Here is a 20,077-nt window from a genome sequence, read left to right as displayed (position 1 = left end):
AAAAAAGACCCAGGCCTGAAGTGAGTCTCCATACCTGGGGAATAATTCTGCATATTTATATTTGAACCTTTATATCTTATGAGTTTTGAAACCGGCTCATTTCAATTACAGATAACCGATCTGATTCAACATCCGTTTTAACATCACGGCTGCTTGTTCTCTGGTTGCTTTACCCAAAGGCTTGAAGGTCTTATCCAGGTTTCCTTGGATAATGCCTGTCTGCACAGCTTTGGCTACAAAATCCTTGGATGCTTTGATGTTGTCTTTATCCTTAAACACCTTCAGCGTAACATCTGCGTCTTCCTGAAGTGCCGGTTGTTGGCCAACAGATTTCATGGCTTTGATTAACATAATCGCCATCTGTTCACGGGTAATTGGGCTGTTTGGCTGGAACTTCCCTTTGCCTACACCCTCAATAATGCCTGCCTTCACTGCAGCGCCGATATATCCATTCGTCTCAGGTCTTCTGCCAAGATCAGTAAATGGTGCTGAAGAAGCATCTGGTTTGAGTCCTAACCCTCTCGCAACGAGTTCAGCAAACTCGGCACGGGTGATATTCGTTTTGACATTATACTTGTCCAGATTATCCGAGGTAATAATCCATTTGGAAGCGAGTTCCGTTAATGCTTCTCTGGACCAATCCGATGCTTTCGGGAAACTGACCAGATGGGTAATCGGTGCGATCACGCGATTTCCATCCAGCAGACCTCTTGCTACAATCCCTGTCGAAGAGGTTCGGTAAGACGTTGGTATATACGATAACGATTGTGAGTTAGGATCAATCGCTGTCAAGGTCGTTAACAGTGTCGAAGTGTTTCCAGGCACCTTAGTTATATATTGACTTTTAATATTTTGCTCTACACTTTTTCCCGTGTTGCCGTTAAAGAGTGTAACAAAGGTTTCTGTTGCTTCTCCCAGACTCTGTGCATTGGATCTGGATAACATGAAGTCCATGGCACCTGCGGATAGTCTTGGCACAGCCTCCATCTGAACATACAACGTTGCTGTCCCTGGAGCCGTCGTGATTCCTGCACTTTGTCCCATAGTTACAAATGTGAGGTCTGCAAAAGGGACCATCCATACATTGTCTTTATATTTGACCCCGACCGTACCTGTACGGTATTTCCCTGCCAGTTGAGAGAGCTTGTGGAATGGAATACCCACATAGGCTGCTTCACTCGTTGCTGGAACTTCAAATATGATCGGTTGATTCAACTTAAAGCTATTTGAAGCGTAATTGAAGGCCTGTTCAAGCTTATTCTCATCAAGAGTGTACTGCTGTGTTGTACGGTTATAACGAGAAGCTGCTGTTTTGGCCGTTGCGGAATCCGTACCCAGAACTAACATACTCTGAGCAAAACCGGAGTTATTCGCATTACGTTCCGTTAGCCAGGATGGAAGTCCTGCCGATGTATTATCGGTTGGGGTAGTACTCGCCGACTTCTCCTGCAGCGTCAAAGGTCCGAACGCCCCAACTTCTGTATTCAATGCATCTCTAAGCTGCACACCGCCCGGTGTATACGTCACTGTGCCCGACTGTCCCGCTTGGGCAGCTTTAGAGAGTTTAATGGTCACAACAGACCCGTTAACCGAGGCTGAGCTGGCTGGAATAATCTCATTGCCAATCTGCACTCTGAATTGGGAAGGGGTCAATACCGCTTCTGATTTTAATGCGTTCCGGAAGTTGATCTGAATCGTATCTCCTTGCAGAACGCCGGACAGAATTGTACCGTTTCCGAATGTCTGTGTAACGGGCACAAGATCCAGCAACGCAGCCTGATTGTTACTCAGATCCGTCAACCGAGTTGCCCCCGGCACATAAGATAACGTCACAACTTGTGTACTTGTCACTGGCGTGGTCAGCGTTAGCGTCACCAGATCATCATCAATGTCCACGTTGTTCACAAATATCGGTTTGCCGTCTGCCAGTACCGAATATTGATTGTTCATCGGTTTGTTCAATCGACTGAGCGGCTCATTGTAATAAATCCACAGCTTATTGGCATTAACTTCAGCCTTCTGGAATACAGGTGGCTTCGAATCATTGGTGTTCCGTACATAGAACCCACTGAAACCTGCAAGCGGCTGCCCGCGGCTGTCTTTTACCGGCTCGTTGCCTGGCTGGTACGATACTCGTACCACCTCACCGTTGCTGATCGAAGAACCGAGGTTCAACGTAACCTGTGAACTGGTGTTGGTTGACATGCTGCTTACACCAATATTTTTGTCATCCGCAGTAACACTGAACTGTTTGTATGCATTACTGGAATTGATATATACGGTCTCTGGATAGTAGAGAGTAATGCTGTTTGTGTATGCCACACCTTCACGAGGTTTGGACATAATGGAATCCAGTCCATTTTCCACATCTCTTGCCGAGAAGGAGGCTGCCGCATTCAGGGACAAATCCTGAATTCTACGTGTAGTTGTTGTTGGTGCAGTATAAGCTACTTTCACCACTTGTCCGACAGCGACTCCTGTATCCAGCACAACATGTGCACTATCGCCTGAGACATAAGCCGTGCTTACACTGCGATTTTCACCGTTGACCGTCACTGCAAAGCTGGAAGGCAGCAGGTCATACGTGGATAACCATTCATCATAGGTTAGACGAATAATCGTATTACTGTACATTTTCGCTGTTTTAAGCACCGGAGGTGTCGTATCGACAGACAGGGTTCTGAACGTCCATGAGCTTGTCCCGGTTAGACCTGTGAACAGATTACCGGAACGATCCCGGAAGACGTTACCCGGAATATCGACTGTATACGTTGTATTACTCGTCAGAGCAGATTGTGGAATGATGCGTAGCTGACGGTTATTCGAGCTATTAATGATCGTTGTTGCGTTAACCGTACCACCGTTCGAACTTCTCAGGATGGCTTGAGCAGAATAGCTGGTATCCAGCTCTTTGGTGAAGGTTACATTTAGTTCCGTTGAGAGCGCAACTCCCGTTGCTCCATTCGCAGGAGACAGGGAGGCTACTGTGATTGCCGATGGATCAGAGATCACACTGAACCCCCAGTCGATTCGCTGAATCGCTGCCGTATCATTGCCAAGTGCATCACGGAAATAACCTTCGGGTACAGCTATGTATATGGTGCTGTTATTGGCCCAATTTCGAACTGGATCAATCGTTACCGTCGTTTGGGAACCATTGAAGCTAATCTGTGGAGAACTTGCGTCCACCTCTTCGAACAACGTATTTCCTTGATAGATTTGCAGCTTACCTATGCCTCTGGACATGGCCTGATCAAAGGTCAATGTGATATTAGCTGATGGTGATACTCCCGTAGATGCCGTTTGCGGCGTACGGTTTAGTAGTCTGGCCGGACTTGCAGCAGCTACATGGAATGTCCACTCTTTGTTCAGTCCTTCAAAAAAAGTCTGACCATCCGCATATACAAAAGACCGATTGCCAATGGAAACATAAAAGCTGCCTCCAGGCAATGCCTGACTTGGCGTGATGGTAATTACTTTTCCCAAAGTCGCATCTACAGCCGCATCATCAGGTGTAATAATTACAGTTGGATCGCCGACATTAATGTCACGTACTACCGAATTATCTGAAAGTCGGTGAATGCTGATTTTTTCTTGCGTTCCAGTTACTTTTCTCACCGGGTTGGTGAATTCAATCTTTAGCGGCTGTGTTCCGTCCGCCTGCGTTGCATTTAACAGAGGTAATGTGGCGCTAATTCCCTTCGCAGCCAAGTCATCTGCGGCATAAGCCGTATTTCCGCCTGTCCAGCCGGTTAACAAGCCTTGTGTCATTAACATGACAACGAATAGTGCAATCCATCCCTTACGAGCCCATTTATTCACAAACACCCATCCTTCCCCCTCAATCCTATTTCCTTATGTCTGGTGTACAGACCTCTATATGTATGTCGGTCAAATTGGGAATGAAGTTTAACCATTTGGAAATTATAGGATTTTATTTTTTTAGAAATTCAGCATAAAAAAGCCTTTGATCCCATAAGGAACCAAAGGCTTTGTCATATTCTCCACTTTTATGTTAAACATTGCTTTCGCTTACAGACCTGCCTGCGTTTTCAACAGTTCTACTTTGTCCACTTGTTCCCAAGGTACATCAAGGTCTGTACGGCCAAAGTGACCGTAAGCAGCCGTTTGTCTGTAGATCGGACGACGCAGATCAAGCATACGGATGATGCCGGCTGGACGAAGATCGAAGTTGTTGCGTACAAGCTCCACCAGCTTCTCTTCGCTGACTTTGCCTGTTCCGTAAGTATCCACGTTGATGGATACCGGATTCGCTACACCGATTGCATAAGCAAGTTGAATTTCCACCTTGTCAGCCAGACCCGCAGCAACCAGGTTCTTCGCGACATAACGAGCAGCATACGCTGCAGAACGGTCTACCTTCGTCGGATCTTTACCCGAGAATGCACCACCGCCGTGACGTGCATAACCACCATATGTATCTACAATGATCTTACGTCCTGTCAGGCCTGCATCCCCTTGAGGTCCGCCAATAACAAAACGTCCCGTTGGGTTAATGAAATATTTGGTCTTCTCGTCCAGCAATTCCGCTGGAACGACAGGCAGGATTACATGCTCTTTGATGTCTTTCTGGATCTGTTCCAGTGTTGTCTCTTCTGCATGCTGCGTAGATACCACAATGGTATCCACACGTACCGGCTTGTCACCGTCGTATTCAATCGTCACTTGTGTTTTACCATCTGGACGCAAATATTCGAGCGTACCGTTCTTGCGCACTTCCGCCAGGCGGCGTGCGATACGGTGGGACAAAGCGATTGGAAGTGGCATCAGTTCCGGTGTTTCGTTGGTTGCAAAACCAAACATCAGACCTTGGTCACCTGCACCAATGTTCTCTGTTTCACGTGCCATTTGCTCTGGATCACGATGCTCCAGCGCAGCATTAACACCTTGTGCAATATCAGCGGACTGTTCGTTGAGTGACGTCAGTACCGCACATGTATTATAATCAAAACCGTATTTGGCACGCGTGTATCCGATTTCCTTCAGCGTATTCCGCACAATAGCTGGAATGTCCACATATTCAGAAGCAGAGCTGATCTCGCCAATAACAAGCACAAGGCCTGTCGCCACCGAAACTTCGCACGCTACACGAGCATTTGGATCGTTCACAAGAAATGCGTCCAGAACAGCGTCAGAGATCTGATCACAGATTTTATCCGGATGTCCTTCAGTTACAGACTCCGATGTAAAAAGATGTCGGCCTTTAATAGACATGAAGTTTCAACCTCCCATAACAATAGTATGGCGATTGCCCGAACAAAACATAACGGCGATTCGTTCACTATACCCTCGAAGAAGCTTACAGTATAATAAGGACACTGATCCGCATTAACGAAGACAAGGATTTTTCAGGAAATGGCCTTAACAAAAAATCAACCTTTCCCTAGTGGAAAAGGTTGCATACCTCATATGCCATCTTATCGTATTTGTCAAGTGGTGTCAATTCAAGGGCACGTTACGAATGAGTTCTACAAGTGCTGTTCTGCCTGACGGATCAAGCGTTTGGTAATCTCTCCACCGACCGATCCATTTTCCCGGGATGTGAGATGCCCCCACCCTTTATACTGCCCATATGAATGGTCACTCATCTCGCCAAGCTCTCCGCCAAACTCGGTATCTGCACCTGCCAGACCCCCGCGGCTACCATAGCCTACATTCAAACCAAACTCAGCAGCAATTTCATACTTCATCTGATCGAGCATTTGACGACTTTCCGGCACAACCTTCTTATTACTTCTAGCCATTGTTCCTGCACCTCCGTTTGTGGGTTGTCTACAGGTATAGAGTGAGCAGGAACATGCCCGGCTAGCCGTATTAATGATTGTTAGAACTGGTTAATCTGAGCAATAAGCCACCAATAGAAAAAGAATAATTTCACACCAATCTGCACAACCTATTTCAACGTATATCCACCGCGTACCATGACTGTCAAGCTGTACTTGTTACCATCCAGAACCGTAATACCACGTCCGTCCCTTGGAAAAGAAAGCAGGTGATTGGTCGGCGCTGCCTGACCATTCGTCAGGTCTACCCCGTCCGTCAGATCGGCTACACCATTCGTACCCTCACTGACGATCACCGCTTTACCGCTACGTACAATGAACTCCGCGCCAGATTTACCGAGCAGCTGTTGACCCGGCTTCACGGTTACAATCTCCACGGTATCTGTTGCACCTGATACCAGCGGCGGCAGTCCCGGATCTGTGCTAGATCCGCCTGTGTTGCCTGTTCCCGTCGATCCATTGTTACCAGTGGATGTTCCCGGACTTGTGCCAGCACCCCCGCCCAGTGCCTTCTGAATCTGCTGATCCACATAACTCTTCGTCACCACCGGATCATCTGCGGTTCCCGGCTGACTTGTACCTGCACCAATAGCTGTATCGTTATATACCGCCCCTACCCACACACCAACACCAATGGCCAGTGCGGCCAGAGATACTTTCATATATGACTTCATCTGTAATTTGTTCCTCCTCTGGTAATCTATTAACTTTAACTATAGAGAAAAAGATGAGATGGGACAAGTAAAACCTCGCTCCCCTTCATGGGGAAGCGAGGTTTTCTGTGTTCATTCTCGTAATCGAAGTACGACTTAGTAAGAGCTTGCAGGAAGTAATATTCCTTATTTCACCTCTGTCGGTTCTTCCCTAGGAAGCTTTGTCAGGTCATATCCGTAGGTTTGTTCTGCCAGACGTAGACGCTGTCCCTGGAATTGATCATCCAGGCTCAGACGATACGAACCGCCACGCAGCTTCTCGAAGAAGTTGTCTTCAATGCTCCAGGTCAGAGTTTGGTTCTTACCCGCCTTGATGTCTGTGCCCAACGTCAGCTCTTTCTCATACGACTTACCCGCTTGATCCGTCAGTGTGAGAATTAGCTTATGTTCATTTTCAGCCATCTCTGTCTCTTCGTTGCGAGTGAGTGTGTAGTTCATCTCAATCTGCACAGACGCGCTGCCTGCCAGATAAGCGCGCACACTATGTGCTGTCAGATTATAAGGGTAGAGATCAATGTTGCTGAGGGAGCCTAGTACACTGATGGATACGGGTGGAACCTCGAATGCCATAGCATTAACGTAAGCTGTTGCTTCTCCTTCACCAGTTACAAACTTACCATCGGCAACCCCTTCACCTACAACCAGCTTCAAGTCCGAGAAGGTAACGGATTTTGGCAGTTTGGCCCAGAACGTCACAATGGATTTCTGTCCAGGTCCTGGCAAACGCTCCGATTGTTTTGCCGTTGCACTATAGTACTGACCGTCTGCTGTCTTATAGTAAGCTACCAGTTTGCCCAGACCGCTCTGACGCAAAGATTTATTCGTCATCTCAAATTCCGTATACACAATATCGGATGATGCCCCTGGATAACGGATCGTTCTGCGTGCACCCATCTCCGTCTCTTTATCCCCCGTACCAGATAGGTACGTTTTACCTTTGGAGATGAAGGATACCGGTTGGATCAGACCAGAGGTATTCAGTGTAATCCATTCATTCGTTTCTTCTTCACTTACCTTTTCGTTCAGGCTAAGCTCCAAACGGGACATCCGCAGATCTGATGGGATCTTCGTTAATAGATAAGCTTCCGTTGTCATACCTGCACCCAGCAGTTTACCGGTTTGCATGTAGATTAACTTCTTATCTCCATCGATCTTCGCAGAGTCAATCGTAAACATTGCTTCCAGTTCCGGAAGCTGTACCGTTTTGGTGGATGCATTGCGAATCGTCACCTTAGCGGCAATGATATCGCTATCCAGCCATGGCAAACGTTGCAGTGAACCGAACGATACACCAAATGTACCTTTGTTATTTTTGATAACGGTTTCTGTCGTCAGTCCATCCCCCTCGGACACGGACTCAGGCAGAGTATAGACTCCGACAGGATAAGAGAAGACCAATCCGTTTGCCGGAGTTGTCGTTGCGGAATCTGTGCCCTCGTTCTTGTCTTTAGGGCTCATGACATACAACTTCATCTTGCTGGTGTCGCCATCCCCTTGGAATGTTCCACTCAGCTTAATGGTCTTGATATCGCCTGGATTCAATTTCAAGTTGTCCAATGCTTTGGTTTCGATGGGATTAATCGTTCCATCAGCCATACGTACCTCGAAGGAGTATGTCGGTACCTTGATCGCCTTTTTACCTTCGTTTTTAAGTACCATCTGCATGTTTAACGTATATTCCCCATCATCTACACGAACTCTGGAGGAGCTTAACAACGTAGACAGAGGCTGTCCATCAATCGAAATAATATTAGACTGGTTTGCTGCAACACTTACATTACTTTTGCTTGCCTCAGGCAGCTGCAGAGCTGCTACAGGAAGCACACTTTTCTCTTCGCCCTGTTCCTCTACAAGCAGCAGTTCGGACTTTTGCAACTTAACGGATGCAGGAACTGAAGCCATCAGACCCAGAGACTTGTTCGCCTGTGCCTGAATGCTCACCGTTGCACTGTCCTTGTCAGGAATTAATGGATAGTTCGCACCACCCGGAGTACGCAAAATCCATTTGATGTTTGGATTCTCCAACAATTTATAGCTAATGTTGTTTAAATTGACTCCAATTTTCACATACTGATTCTTATCTTCACCTGGATAGACTTTAATTCCGGAGACTTTGACCTTCACGGCAGAGTCACTTAGACGAACCGTCTTAGGTTTACCTACAGGTGTAACAATGCTATAAGAGGCAGGCACATTAAACTTGCCCAGCGTACGTTCATAGTTAGCTTGACTGAAGTCCCATTTCACGATCAGGAAGTTCAGATCACTAATCTTCACTTCACGGCCCGCTTTCATGACATAAGTCAGCTCTACCGTGGAACCAGGAGAGATTGATTTCTTTTCCTGATCCTTCGTGATCAGTTTAGGGGAGAACACCGTGCCTCCACTCGTCTTCACCTTGCTCCAATAATCAATCATCATCAGAGGTTTACTGTCATTATTTTGATACGACAGCGTATATGTCACGACGTTACCATCATCCTGAGCCAGAATGTTCACATCCGTTAATCTTACGGTGCTGCGTGCAGTCACCTTAACAGGGGACAGGTTCCCCAGGGTATGTACAACCTGTTTTTTCGGAGCTGTTGTTTTCTTCGTTGCCTTACTATTGCTACTGGCAGCCGTTGACTTCGTTGTTGTATTTGCAGCCATCGCCAGACCCGCCGTTGAACTGATCAACATTGCACTGGCGAGCAAGCTCACAACCATTTTCTTTTGATCCACTTCCAAACCTCCCATAAGTTGCTTGTTGCTATATAGTATAAACGTTTGGGAAGGGGAGAAAGTTACGATGTTGTTGTGATTAATACATATTCGTTTAAAAAAACAAAAGGAGCCACAAGGGCTCCTCTTATTAAAACAAAATATTATTGTTGCAATGCAACTCCAGTAGAAGTGTTACCTGCCAAGTCAGTAACGTTAGTATTTGCAACTGCTCCAGATGTAACTTGGTTAGTAGCATCTGTTGCAGTAATAGTTACTGTCAAAGTAGTGTTTGAAGTCCAAGCACTTGAAACTGTAGCAGTTCCAGTTGCGGAGTAAGCAGCATCAACAGCTGCTTTAACAGCATTTTGGCTTGAAGTATCAATTGCTTCACTGAAAACCAATGTGTGAGTAGTAGATGATGTGAAGTTACCAGCTGCTGGCAACAACGTTGTTACAGTTGGAGCTGTAGTATCTTTTTTCAGTTCTACTTCAATAGCAGAAGAGGAAGCAACTGTAGTATTAGAAGCGTCTTTCAAGAATCTAGGGTTAGGGATAGCAACCGAACCAACACCAGATTGTTCTGCTGTGAAGTTAATTGTTACAATAGCGCCATTAACAGATTCAACTTTATAATCTGTGTCAGGAACAAGAGTACCATCACTATTTTTGATAACGAAGTCAGTTGCAATGTTAGCGCGCTCAGCAACTGTAGCTGCACTTGCAAGAGTTTCGTTAAATGTCACTTGCAACTTACCATTAGCCAAACCTTTAACAGATTCAATTGTTGCAGGAATGCTGTCAGATACAGTTTTTGTACCTTGAGCAATCACTTCACCTGCTGAAGTTGAAGTAGTTGCACCATCTTTAACTACTACCGTTACAGGAGAAGGAGTACCAGTACCATAAGTACCGTTCTCATTCAACTTAGTGGAGTCAGCCAAAGTAAGAACTACTTTCTTAGCATCACTTGCCAAAACTGCGTTGATAACACTCAATTCTGTTTGACCAGCTTTAACCGTGAAGTCAGAAGCTGTAACTGTGCTAGCAAGTAACTCTTTGCTAAATGCTACTTCGATTTTATTAGTAGCTGTAGCTGCAGCAGAGCTATAAGTAACTGCTGTAGCATTTCCTACTGTCAAATCACCAGAAGTCAAGTTTTGAAGATAGTTACCTGCTACGTCTTTAACCAAACGCACTTGTAATTTATCAACATTGTTAACTTTGATATTTTGTGGGAATCCAAGTACCGCAGATTTACCATCTGAAGATACGTTGATGTTAACAGATGCAGGCAATACTTGCCATCCATCTGCAGTTGTGTGGTAAGAATACTTAGCACGATCTGTGATTGCACCATCACCAGAAACAGCCATAGCTTCATTGAAAGTAACTGTGATAGTGTTGTTAGTCGTATTTCTTACAACAGGGTTAGTAACCAACTGTGGTGGAGTTGTATCTTTAACAGTCAACTCTTTTGAGTAAGGCAAAATTGAATTTTTCAAAGTGGTATCGTCATTTACACCAGTGATGTTCAAAGTGTAAGCTTTACCCTCTGTCAAAGATGTAGCAAGAACAATTGTTACAGTTTTGCGATCAGCAGAAGGAGTAGCAGTTTTCAGTTTGCTAACTTCTTTACCATCAGCATCTTTAATCACGAAGTCGCTAGCGTCAACAGAAGCAGCTTCCAAAGCTTTGGAGAACTTCACAGTGATTGTTTTGCGATCAGAATTCAGTTCAGCATTAACAACTTCTGGACGAGTTTGATCCAATACAGGGTTCACTGCAACTTTAGTGTCAGCAGCAATTGTGTTACCAGAGTAATCTTTCACGTTAGTCACATAAACGTCAGTTGCATATTGCAGTTTGTTAGCCCATGTGAATTTGAAAGTGTCATCGGAAACTTGTTGTACTGATCCAGTAGCGTAGTTCTTAGTAGAACCTTGCAACCAATAGATGTTGGAAGCCAACACTGTGTCTGGGTCAACTGGCTCGCTGAATTTCAATGTAACTGTTTCGAAAGTAGCACTTTCTACAGTAACTGTTGGAGCAGTTGTATCAGCAACTACATCAAAGTTCAACTCTTTAGCCAAAGATTTGAAACCAGCATAATCTTCAACGTTTGTAGCTGTCACTTTGTGTGCACCATCAGAAAGAGCAGTGTACAATTTAACGATTACAGTGTTACCTGTAACTTTAGTTGTACCAACCAAAGTGTTTCCGTCAACTTGGAAATTACCTGGGTTTGCGGATCTGATTGGCTCGCTGAACACCAAACGAATTGTTTTGTTACCCAGAGCTTGAGCGCTCTCAACAACAGGCAGTGTAGAATCAACTGGAGTAAACTCTTGGTCTTTAACGCTCAAAACTTTATCTCCAGCTTTTACATTGTTGAAGCTCACTTTGTAAGCTACTTGGTTAGTGAAACCAGTTTCGTTACCAGTCGCAACTGTCAAAGTAACTGATTTTCCATCAGCAGAAAGAACTGCAGATTTTACACCTTTAGCTGTATTGGTATCACGTTCAGCAATTGTGTAGTTATCTTCGTCTTCAGCAGTGTTTTTGTCAACTTTGCCGTCGAAGTTCAGAACTACTTGAGCCAAGTTAGTAGCAGTTGCACTCTCAAGCTTAGTAGCTGTAGTTACTACATAAGTAACTTTTTCAGTGAATTCTTTTTCTTTGTAAGTGAATTTCACTTCAGTTTCTTTGTTAGCTTCAAGAGCTTTATCCAAAGTTACTTTAACGGATTCACCGTCGCTGATTTTGAAAGTAACAACTTTACCAGCTTCGCTTACTTCATAAGAAGCAACTTTCAAGCTTTGAGCTTGATCAACGGAGTAAGCTGCGCCTACCAACAGTTGACGGGAAGCGTTAGCAGTGAAGTTAGCTTTAGCGTCAATCAGACCAGCGTTGATTGCTGCTTGAACATAACCTTTAGCCCATGCTGGAGCATTGTTGTTCGTTTCAGCTGGAACTTCCAGGTCAAGTGCACGAGTAAGGATTGTCGCCATTTCAGCGATTGTCACTTTACCGTTGAAGTCAAAGATTTTTTTAACTTTGTCTTTACCTTCCATGATACCAGCAGCAGTTACTGCTTCGATGTAAGGTACAGCCCAGTTTTTAGCTGTGTAGTTTTTGTCGTTGTAAGAAAGTTGACCAGTAACTTCTTTCAGGCCGAGCAATTTAGTGATAACTTTTGCGAATTGACCGCGAGTCATCTCTTGATCCAAACCTGCAGTACCGTTAGGGAAACCTTCGAAGATACCTTTTGCTTTCAATGCATCAAACTGTTGTTGCGGGGAAACTGCTGTATCACCGAATGCTACAGAAGCAAACATTGAGAATGCCATTGCTGTAGACAAAGCTACGGATAAAATTTTCTTCATAAACTTTTTTTCTCCTCCTTGGGTGTTCATAACATTGGAATTTTCTTTAATAGGGTCGCTCGTGTTCCTCATTCTATTGTCGCACCCCCTTTCCAGAGTCATGAGCAAGTTAATATAAATGATGTCTGTGAGCATATCACAGAAACTTGTTACCTAGAATAATGATAGAATCACACGTAAATAGAGTAGTTTCCTAATCCTACCTAACGTATTATACAATGGGTCTCTCGTGCCGTAAAGTAATTTTTTCTAATAAATAGACAAGATTCTTCACGAGGTCATTCTTGGTAAGTTCCCCAATGTTTTCGACTCTACATCTTAAACGCAGTAGATTTCAAAAAGTTGCGCATTCCGCAAAAAAAGTTTTGAACTTATTTATGTATTGGTGCAGTGCGGGTTTCTAGCGTGTTCAAAACCAGTTGTACCACCACTTTGCTGATTCGCCATCTGTAATAAGAAAGAGTCAGAAATGTGTGGGACGTTTATTTATACCCGCTAATTATGACGATGAAGCGACAAATTCCACATTTTCCAAAATAAAAAAAGAGAGCCATTTGGCCCTCTTTCACATGTTCAATTCTGTATATTATCGAATTTTCATTGCCAATTCAATAATCTGTGCACGCATCTTCGGATCACTGTTCAACTTCAGATACATGTCATCAATCGCAAGTCTGTTCTCACGATACGTCTTCTCATGTTTCATCGTTATGTGAGACCATTCAATCAGCTCATTCTCTGCCAGAACCAGATTATTATACGCATCATGGAAGCCCGTAGTCTGTACTAGCCCTTCCATCACTTCCTGAGAGATTTCCTGAGTCTTGCGTGTATCTTCCAACTTTTTCTCCAGAATGACTGCTTGCTTCTCGAACTGTGTCTTCGCCTTCATGTAGCCCAGCTGAGCCTTAGAATAAATCGGTTTCATAAGCTAACTTCACCCTCTAGATCATTGTGTATTTACCGCTATTGTATCTTAATCTCTAGCAAATTACAAAAATAGTTATTGGTAAAAAACTGTTTCCTTCTATTATAAAAGGTTTCTATACCATCTCATATTCAGCCGTAAAAATAACCTGCCCCTTCTCATTTAAGGGACAGGTTCTTCCTAAAACATTCTCAGATCTGATACATTAACTTAACGTTTTAGGGAAAAGTTTAGTTCCTTTTTTGAACAGTTCAACGGCAATTTTGCCTGCCTCAGCGCGAGTCAGGTTCCCTTTTGGATTGAAAAGGAATGATTTGGCATTGCCCTGCACTGGACTGCCTTCCATAATTTTCGCCTTGGATACCGCCTGCACCGAAGGACGGGCATAGTACTCAATCAGATTAGAATCCTGGAAGGATTTAGACATCGTTGCTGCCAGCTTACTGTCGTTTGCGGCAAGCTTCATGCTCATCGCACGTGCGATCATAACGGCTGCCTGCTCACGTGTAATTGGATCTTCTACACCAAAGTATCCATCACTGAGTCCTGTAATGATACCTGCTTTGGCCGCTGTCTCAATAGATGCGAAATCCCATGTATCGCTTGCTGTTGTTGGATTTACATCTGTGAAGGTTTGTATATCCTTCGAATAGTTCAGAGGAATATCCAAACCTTTGATCAGCAGGGTAGCAAACTCCCCACGTGAAGTCTGATCGTCTGCACCAAACGCGTTAAAACGCAAATTGTTCATGATTCCTTTGGAGTAAAGAGCATTCAAAATATTTCTTGCCCATGGGTGATTCGTAATATCCGAGTAGCTTTTGCTTAGCTTCATTACTTTGTAATAGCCGAATTCGTCAAAAGACACGGTAATGGTATGTTTCTTGGTATCCACAGCTCCACCAATCGGTTCCCATTGTCCAATATTACTCTTATCGGAGTAACGGAATACACTAATGGTTGAACCCACTTCATCTACAATCGATGGATCATAAGCGAGACTGAGCGTCCCCCGGTTGGAAGGCACTAGAATTCGCTCTGTCGGGAACTGTGTAAAGCTTCCTTCCAGGGAGTACGGTGTTACACCATTCGTTCCTGGTTTATATCCGCTTGAACCTTTGTCTCCAAGTTCACCAATTCCGCCATTAATCCAATACGTATCGGATACCGGAACGAAGTTACTTGTTGTCAGGTTGGAGTTAAACATCTCTGTCAAAATGGTCGGAACGGTGATAGGTGACAACCCTCCAGTACTGCGAGGATCTGCTTGTCCAATATTAAAGCCGTAATCATTCTTACGTTCCAGTACGCCATCCTTCGGATCAACAATACCAAACAGGATTTTGTTGTCCGGATAATACTTGATCACGCCACTGCTTGATTTGGTAGCCGACTGCAGAATGGTTGCTTTCGGGAACGACAATTCAAGCTTTTTATTAAATGCAGAATATTTGTTGGCCACTTTCGGTGCCATATACTGTGCATCTACACCAACGGTGCTTGTATAGAATACGTTAACCGTATCGTTAATCTTGCCGCCCTCTCGCGTAATCTGGATTTTGATCGCATTATTCTTATCTGGCGTCAAACCTACATAATCCAGAACAAAGCGGTTGTCCATATCTGGGCGTTTAACGGCTGCTTCTTTGCCGATCAACACCTGTGATGCACCTTCTGCTTCAATATCAAAGTGTACATAGTTTTTGTTAACAACAATCTGTTGTCCAACGGTTGCTACAGGAGAGAGGATACGATAAGAAGACGGTTCTCTTACAATCTCCAATCGTTGTGTCGTTCTTGCTCCCGTGCTGTTAATTAGCTCTAACGTGTATACATGGCTGCCTGGTGCTTCAAAAATATAGTTCCGAATACGGATCATGAATTGATCTTGATTCCCGGCAACATCAGCGATGTGACCGTCTGAAGTTGGTAGATTCGACTTCGCATCAACTCCAACCGGTATTGCATAGTTATAGATCAGCTTGGAACCGGAGTACAGATTCGCAATTGTTGCACCGCCGCCCTTAAATACCAGATCATATCTATCCTTACTCGTTACATACTTACCATCACGGATGATAAAGTCTGGAGTCACTTTGAAGATGTTGACCATCTCTTCAGGAGTATACAGATTCACATCATTCTTGATAAATTCGACACGAGAATCCGTTGGAACAGGGACGGGCATGAATTTATCGATGTTGGACACGTTGCTGTCCGAAATATAGATTCTTAGTTTTTTCTCAATGATCTTCGTTTTACCTGCACCGTCTTTATCTGTGCCTGTAATTGTGATTGTATTTTCCCCATATACAAGTTCTCCCGTACCGCCAATAGTCAACGGGAAGGAAAACTTACCGTTGGTGCCCGGGAAACCAGCAGGTGTTCTGGCTACACCATTCACAAATAATTGACTCGTGAATTGAGGAGATGCAAGGGTACTGAAACCAACAAACTCACCATTGACCGTTAAGGACTGGGTCGTTTTGGAGTTGAACGTATAGTTCTGCCCATCATATAAGTTGGCTACGTAAATATAGCTTTTGGAAGCATAGGACACAGTCACATCATAATGCGGATCAGGATTTGTGTAATAGAAACGCATTTTCTGGGTGCCGTTAGCCAGATTTTTTACCAAATACACCTTCGTCTTACCTGTTGCATCTACTGGAACAGTCACACCTGCTGGTGGGTCTGTAATTGTCAGCTTGGTTGTACCTGTCGGCAAATATTCGCCAACTGGAATTTCCGTGCCAATCGCCTGACTGGACTCAACCAAAATGTAGAAATCTCCTGTAGAAATCTGAGCATTGTTCAACGGTACTTTATTCGTAGTAGCTCCGCCAACGTAATCTGGCAGATAGTACATATTAGTAATCGTTTTAACACCTGGAGCGTAAGTAAACTTCCCTGTATATCCGGAACTGAATGTTCCGTGCCCAACAACAACATTAGCTATTTGACTTTTCGCAACTCCGGCAGGAGTCGTCGTTGTCTGCAATGGATATGCAGTCGTTGTTGTGAACTCTACGATCCGATATTCAGGTGTGGAACCGTCAGGACCGGGGATAACGGTTTCTTTAACTGTCCCCAGTGTCATCGTTGTTCCATTCACCGTGAGAGTACCTGAAGTTTGAAATGAAGTAGCGCTCGCTGAATATGGCAACACCACCTGCACTTCAAGCGTAGCATCAGCAGCTGCTGTACTATATGTCGGGATGTTGTTCAGAACCGAGTTGGTTTCTCCCCCGTTCAGAATGATATTCAGCTTGGAGAACGGCTGATCTTTGTCATAATAATAAACTGCACGTTCGGTAAGGATAGAATCCGAGCCGTTGGCAATTTTGAATTTTATATTGTTTAATCCCGCAGTCAGTTTTAATTGCGGCGTGAAAAATGTTCCATTTTGCAGCAAAGACGAATCCAGTTCTTCTCCGCCGTTCAAAGAAACGGTGACCTTGGTTGAATTCTGAACTTTACCTTGAACAGATACAAACTGTGTATTGACTACCGTCTGCGCTCCTTCATTCAGACCGTAAGACGTATTGGAACCACTGCTTGGATCGGTGAAAATCTTGAAATCTTGGATAAATGGAACTTGATCATACAACACATAGAACGTATCTGAACGTTCTACAGATCCCTGAGTCCCCGTGAAGGTAATCCGGTTAAAGCCAGGGAACAAGGTAATGTTGTTTGCCGTAAAGTTGTTTCCACTTGTACTGGCGTTTACTGCAGTTGTGTTGGAACGGGTGGCATCCGGCTCCCACTTCGTTTTGTTGCTTGGTGCGCTAACAGAGTTTAGTTGCTCTACTTTGACACGCATTGTATCTTTGGATACAAAAGCATAAGCACCTGTTATTGTAATTGTCCCTTGAGTCGTCTGATAAGCTCGATCTCGAGTCAAGAATCTTCCATTCGCCGAGTCTTCAATGTTGAGATCCGCTGTTTTGCTTATCGCAGTATTATCTGGTGTAAAGTAGGTAGTCAGTGCGTTGGCAGCCGAAGCAACGGATCCACCGAACAGACCTTGTGGGAACAATGAGAGCACCATGGTGACCAACATGATCCAGACCAACGGCCGTTTCTTTTGTTGCATTACGTATCATCTCTCCTCTTTTTAAGTCAGTTACCAGTATTTATCGGCAAAAAGGTTCCAATTATTTAGTAAAAATCTCAAAAAAAACAAAAAACCTTATCCGATTTCCGGATAAGGCAGGGTTTATAATATGAGATTGAACAATAGCAGGAGATCATCCATTTTGTTTGTTTAGGATTTAGAACGGGTCTGTGGGTTCAACTTCACGCGCATACGCATCAGGAAGTTGATCACGGGTCTTCTCGTTTTGCTAACAAGTCCGATGACTTCAGCACCCACTTGCAGGAAGAACATCATGATACAGATCACAACAAAGGTTACCCAGTTTGCTTCAAACATCGCTGCCGAAGATTGGATAATCGCGAGCACACCGAAGAATGCAGCAATACCGTAAATGATCAGTACAGTCTGACGATGGCTGAATCCCAGTTCACGCAGGCAGTGATGCAGATGGCCTTTGTCCGGTGAGAAGATCGGCTTCCGTTGTACCGCACGGCGAATAATCGCAAACAATGTATCCGAGAGCGGCACACCGATAATGATCAGCGGTGTAATGAAGGACACAACTGCAATCTGTTTGAATCCGAGCATCGAAAGCATTGCCAGTGAGAAACCAAGGAAGAGTGAACCGGTATCCCCCATGAATATCTTGGCTGGATGGAAGTTAAAGAACAAGAATCCGATAATGCTGCCGAGCAGCACCAGACACATCAGAGCAATCATGGTATTGCCCATCAGGAAAGACATCACTGCGATCGTTCCAATAGCAATACCGGATACACCAGCAGCCAGACCATCTAGTCCGTCAATCAGATTAATGGCGTTAGTGACACCAACAATCCACAGAATCGTCAGCGGGATGGATACCCACGTCTCGAGTGAAGAATACGCATCCTGAAATGGAATGTTGACGAAGTCTACACGGATGTTAAATCCGAATACTACAACAGATGCAGCTACAATCTGTCCGAGCAGCTTTACTTTGGCAGACAGTTCAAAACGGTCATCCAAAGCACCAATCAATACAATGATGGAACCTCCGACCAGAAATGCACTAACAAAACTCATGTCCCGAGTGGTAAACCAGGCAGAGACAAACGGAAGCAGTGCAGCAACCGTAATGATAAAAGCCAGGAAAATACCTAATCCGCCAAGACGCGGCATGATCCGGGTATGCACTTTACGCGCATTCGGTGTATCCATCGCACCGATGCGAACTGCGAACTTTTTAACAAGCGGTGTCAGAGCTAAAGCAAGTCCCATTGACACTAGAAATCCAATGATAAAGATCGCTACCATTTGAACATTCGACCCCCAATTATAATACCTGAACAAAAATTATAAATCCCCTGATCTCTTTTTTTCTATATATGAAAGAAACATTGTTTTTCACTTTTGAAAAGATATACTGTTGCACTTTTAACGGAGAGGGCAGAAATAACCTATTGAAGCGTAGCGTTCGCATTTATCACCGAATTTCATCCTTGAACAAGGATATAAAGAAATTTGGGGATAAGGGCGATCAGAGGGTTATTCTGACATCGTAGTGCCTAGTGCAACGAAAAAAATATTTTCAACTAGTGACACACGTATGTGCCGGAATGAATTATACGCTGATCATATACGAAAAGCTATCCTCAATTTCTAGCAAAAACAAGCATTTATCTCGTAATTACCTGTTTTTAACGGGCTTTTGTCACGTTTTCTTTGTCCCTCATTACTTTCAGGGCAAATTTCGGGAGCGCAAGCATACGTCCAGCCCGGCTAGGCTCACGCAACAGACGATAGAACCATTCGAGTCTTAACTTTTGGAACAACTTAGGAGCCCGTTTGCTTCTGCCCGAGATCACATCAAAGCTGCCGCCAACCCCCATCATGACAGGAACTTGCAGTGCATGCTTGTGTTTGTGAATCCAGGGTTCTTGGGTATCCGCTCCGCGAGCAACGAATAACAGATCAGGCGCAGCCTGCTGAATCGAAGCTACCACCTGTTCATCCTCAGCCGAACCGAAGAATCCATCGCGGTAACCCACAATACGAATAGCCGGATACTGCTGTTGTAACCGAACCGCCGTTTCTTGAATCACCTCAGGGGTAGAACCGAGCAAATACACGCCCCATCGATAGTTTTCTCCAACCCGCAGCAATTCATGTAAAAGTTCAAAACCCGGTACTCGCTCTGCTACAGGGTCACCGCAGTAGTTCGCAGCCCATACCACACCGGTTCCATCCGGTACGATCATCTCCGCATCCTGCATCACCTTCATCATTGCAGGGTCTTCCAGTGCAGCCATGACCATAATCGGATTGGCAGTGATGATCTGATGTGGCTGTTTCGACAAGACAGCTTCTTCAAGCGTCTTGACCGTTTCTTTCATCGTTCGTTTGGAAAAGGGGATACCGTAGATGGAAACGGTAGGAATCGTTCCGGTCTGAGTCATTGT

10 protein-coding genes are annotated in these 20,077 nt (G+C 44.5%); all 10 read right to left on the bottom strand.

All coding sequences use genetic code 11. From position 1 onward, the window contains the following. Positions 1-105: 105 nt before the first annotated feature. The 10 genes from ACUTVW_RS14915 to ACUTVW_RS14870 all read right to left on the bottom strand — a co-directional run bounded on the left by ACUTVW_RS14915 (position 106) and on the right by ACUTVW_RS14870 (position 20,074). Complete coding sequence (locus ACUTVW_RS14915; RefSeq protein ID WP_445646532.1) at positions 106-3,828, bottom strand: SwmB domain-containing protein; 3,723 nt, start codon at positions 3,826-3,828, stop codon at positions 106-108. 204 nt (positions 3,829-4,032) lie between these two features. Continuing rightward, positions 4,033-5,235, bottom strand: coding sequence for a methionine adenosyltransferase (gene metK, locus ACUTVW_RS14910; protein ID WP_434749176.1), 1,203 nt, complete (start codon positions 5,233-5,235; stop codon positions 4,033-4,035). A gap of 254 nt (positions 5,236-5,489) precedes the next feature. Continuing rightward, entirely contained in the window at positions 5,490-5,765 is a 276-nt protein-coding gene (locus tag ACUTVW_RS14905) for a small, acid-soluble spore protein, alpha/beta type (RefSeq protein WP_434749175.1), read from the bottom strand. 149 nt (positions 5,766-5,914) lie between these two features. Next, complete coding sequence (locus tag ACUTVW_RS14900; protein ID WP_445646531.1) at positions 5,915-6,478, bottom strand: hypothetical protein; 564 nt, start codon at positions 6,476-6,478, stop codon at positions 5,915-5,917. A gap of 165 nt (positions 6,479-6,643) precedes the next feature. After that, positions 6,644-9,241: a hypothetical protein gene (locus tag ACUTVW_RS14895; protein ID WP_445646530.1), complete on the bottom strand. Its 2,598-nt coding sequence runs from the start codon at positions 9,239-9,241 to the stop codon at positions 6,644-6,646. Between the two features lie 143 nt (positions 9,242-9,384). Then, positions 9,385-12,606, bottom strand: a complete 3,222-nt coding sequence (locus ACUTVW_RS14890; RefSeq protein WP_445646529.1) for an Ig-like domain-containing protein — start codon at positions 12,604-12,606, stop codon at positions 9,385-9,387. 586 nt (positions 12,607-13,192) lie between these two features. Then, a complete protein-coding gene (locus tag ACUTVW_RS14885) occupies positions 13,193-13,534 on the bottom strand; it encodes a hypothetical protein (RefSeq protein ID WP_434749171.1) in 342 nt (113 codons plus the stop codon). Positions 13,535-13,739: 205 nt separating this feature from the next. After that, positions 13,740-17,633 (bottom strand): S-layer homology domain-containing protein, encoded by a 3,894-nt coding sequence (locus tag ACUTVW_RS14880; protein WP_445646528.1) that lies wholly within the window; start codon positions 17,631-17,633, stop codon positions 13,740-13,742. 171 nt (positions 17,634-17,804) lie between these two features. Then, a complete protein-coding gene (locus ACUTVW_RS14875) occupies positions 17,805-18,932 on the bottom strand; it encodes a glycosyltransferase family 4 protein (RefSeq protein ID WP_445646527.1) in 1,128 nt (375 codons plus the stop codon). 383 nt (positions 18,933-19,315) lie between these two features. After that, the gene (locus ACUTVW_RS14870) at positions 19,316-20,074 is read right to left on the bottom strand and encodes a WecB/TagA/CpsF family glycosyltransferase (protein ID WP_445646526.1); all 759 of its coding nucleotides are present in this window, start codon (positions 20,072-20,074) and stop codon (positions 19,316-19,318) included. Between the last annotated feature and the right edge of the window lie 3 nt (positions 20,075-20,077).

The sequence above is a fragment of the Paenibacillus sp. TSA_86.1 genome (assembly GCF_052691815.1).
This window is presented reverse-complemented; position numbering and strand designations above follow the sequence as displayed.

Coding starts and splice junctions, on each gene's coding strand:
- metK (WP_434749176.1), bottom strand. CDS start 5,235: ATGTCTATTAAAGGCCGACATCTTTTTACATCGGAGTCTGTAACTGAA.
- ACUTVW_RS14905 (WP_434749175.1), bottom strand. CDS start 5,765: ATGGCTAGAAGTAATAAGAAGGTTGTGCCGGAAAGTCGTCAAATGCTC.
- ACUTVW_RS14900 (WP_445646531.1), bottom strand. CDS start 6,478: ATGAAGTCATATATGAAAGTATCTCTGGCCGCACTGGCCATTGGTGTT.
- ACUTVW_RS14890 (WP_445646529.1), bottom strand. CDS start 12,606: ATGAAGAAAATTTTATCCGTAGCTTTGTCTACAGCAATGGCATTCTCA.
- ACUTVW_RS14885 (WP_434749171.1), bottom strand. CDS start 13,534: ATGAAACCGATTTATTCTAAGGCTCAGCTGGGCTACATGAAGGCGAAG.
- ACUTVW_RS14880 (WP_445646528.1), bottom strand. CDS start 17,633: ATGCAACAAAAGAAACGGCCGTTGGTCTGGATCATGTTGGTCACCATG.
- ACUTVW_RS14875 (WP_445646527.1), bottom strand. CDS start 18,932: ATGGTAGCGATCTTTATCATTGGATTTCTAGTGTCAATGGGACTTGCT.
- ACUTVW_RS14870 (WP_445646526.1), bottom strand. CDS start 20,074: ATGACTCAGACCGGAACGATTCCTACCGTTTCCATCTACGGTATCCCC.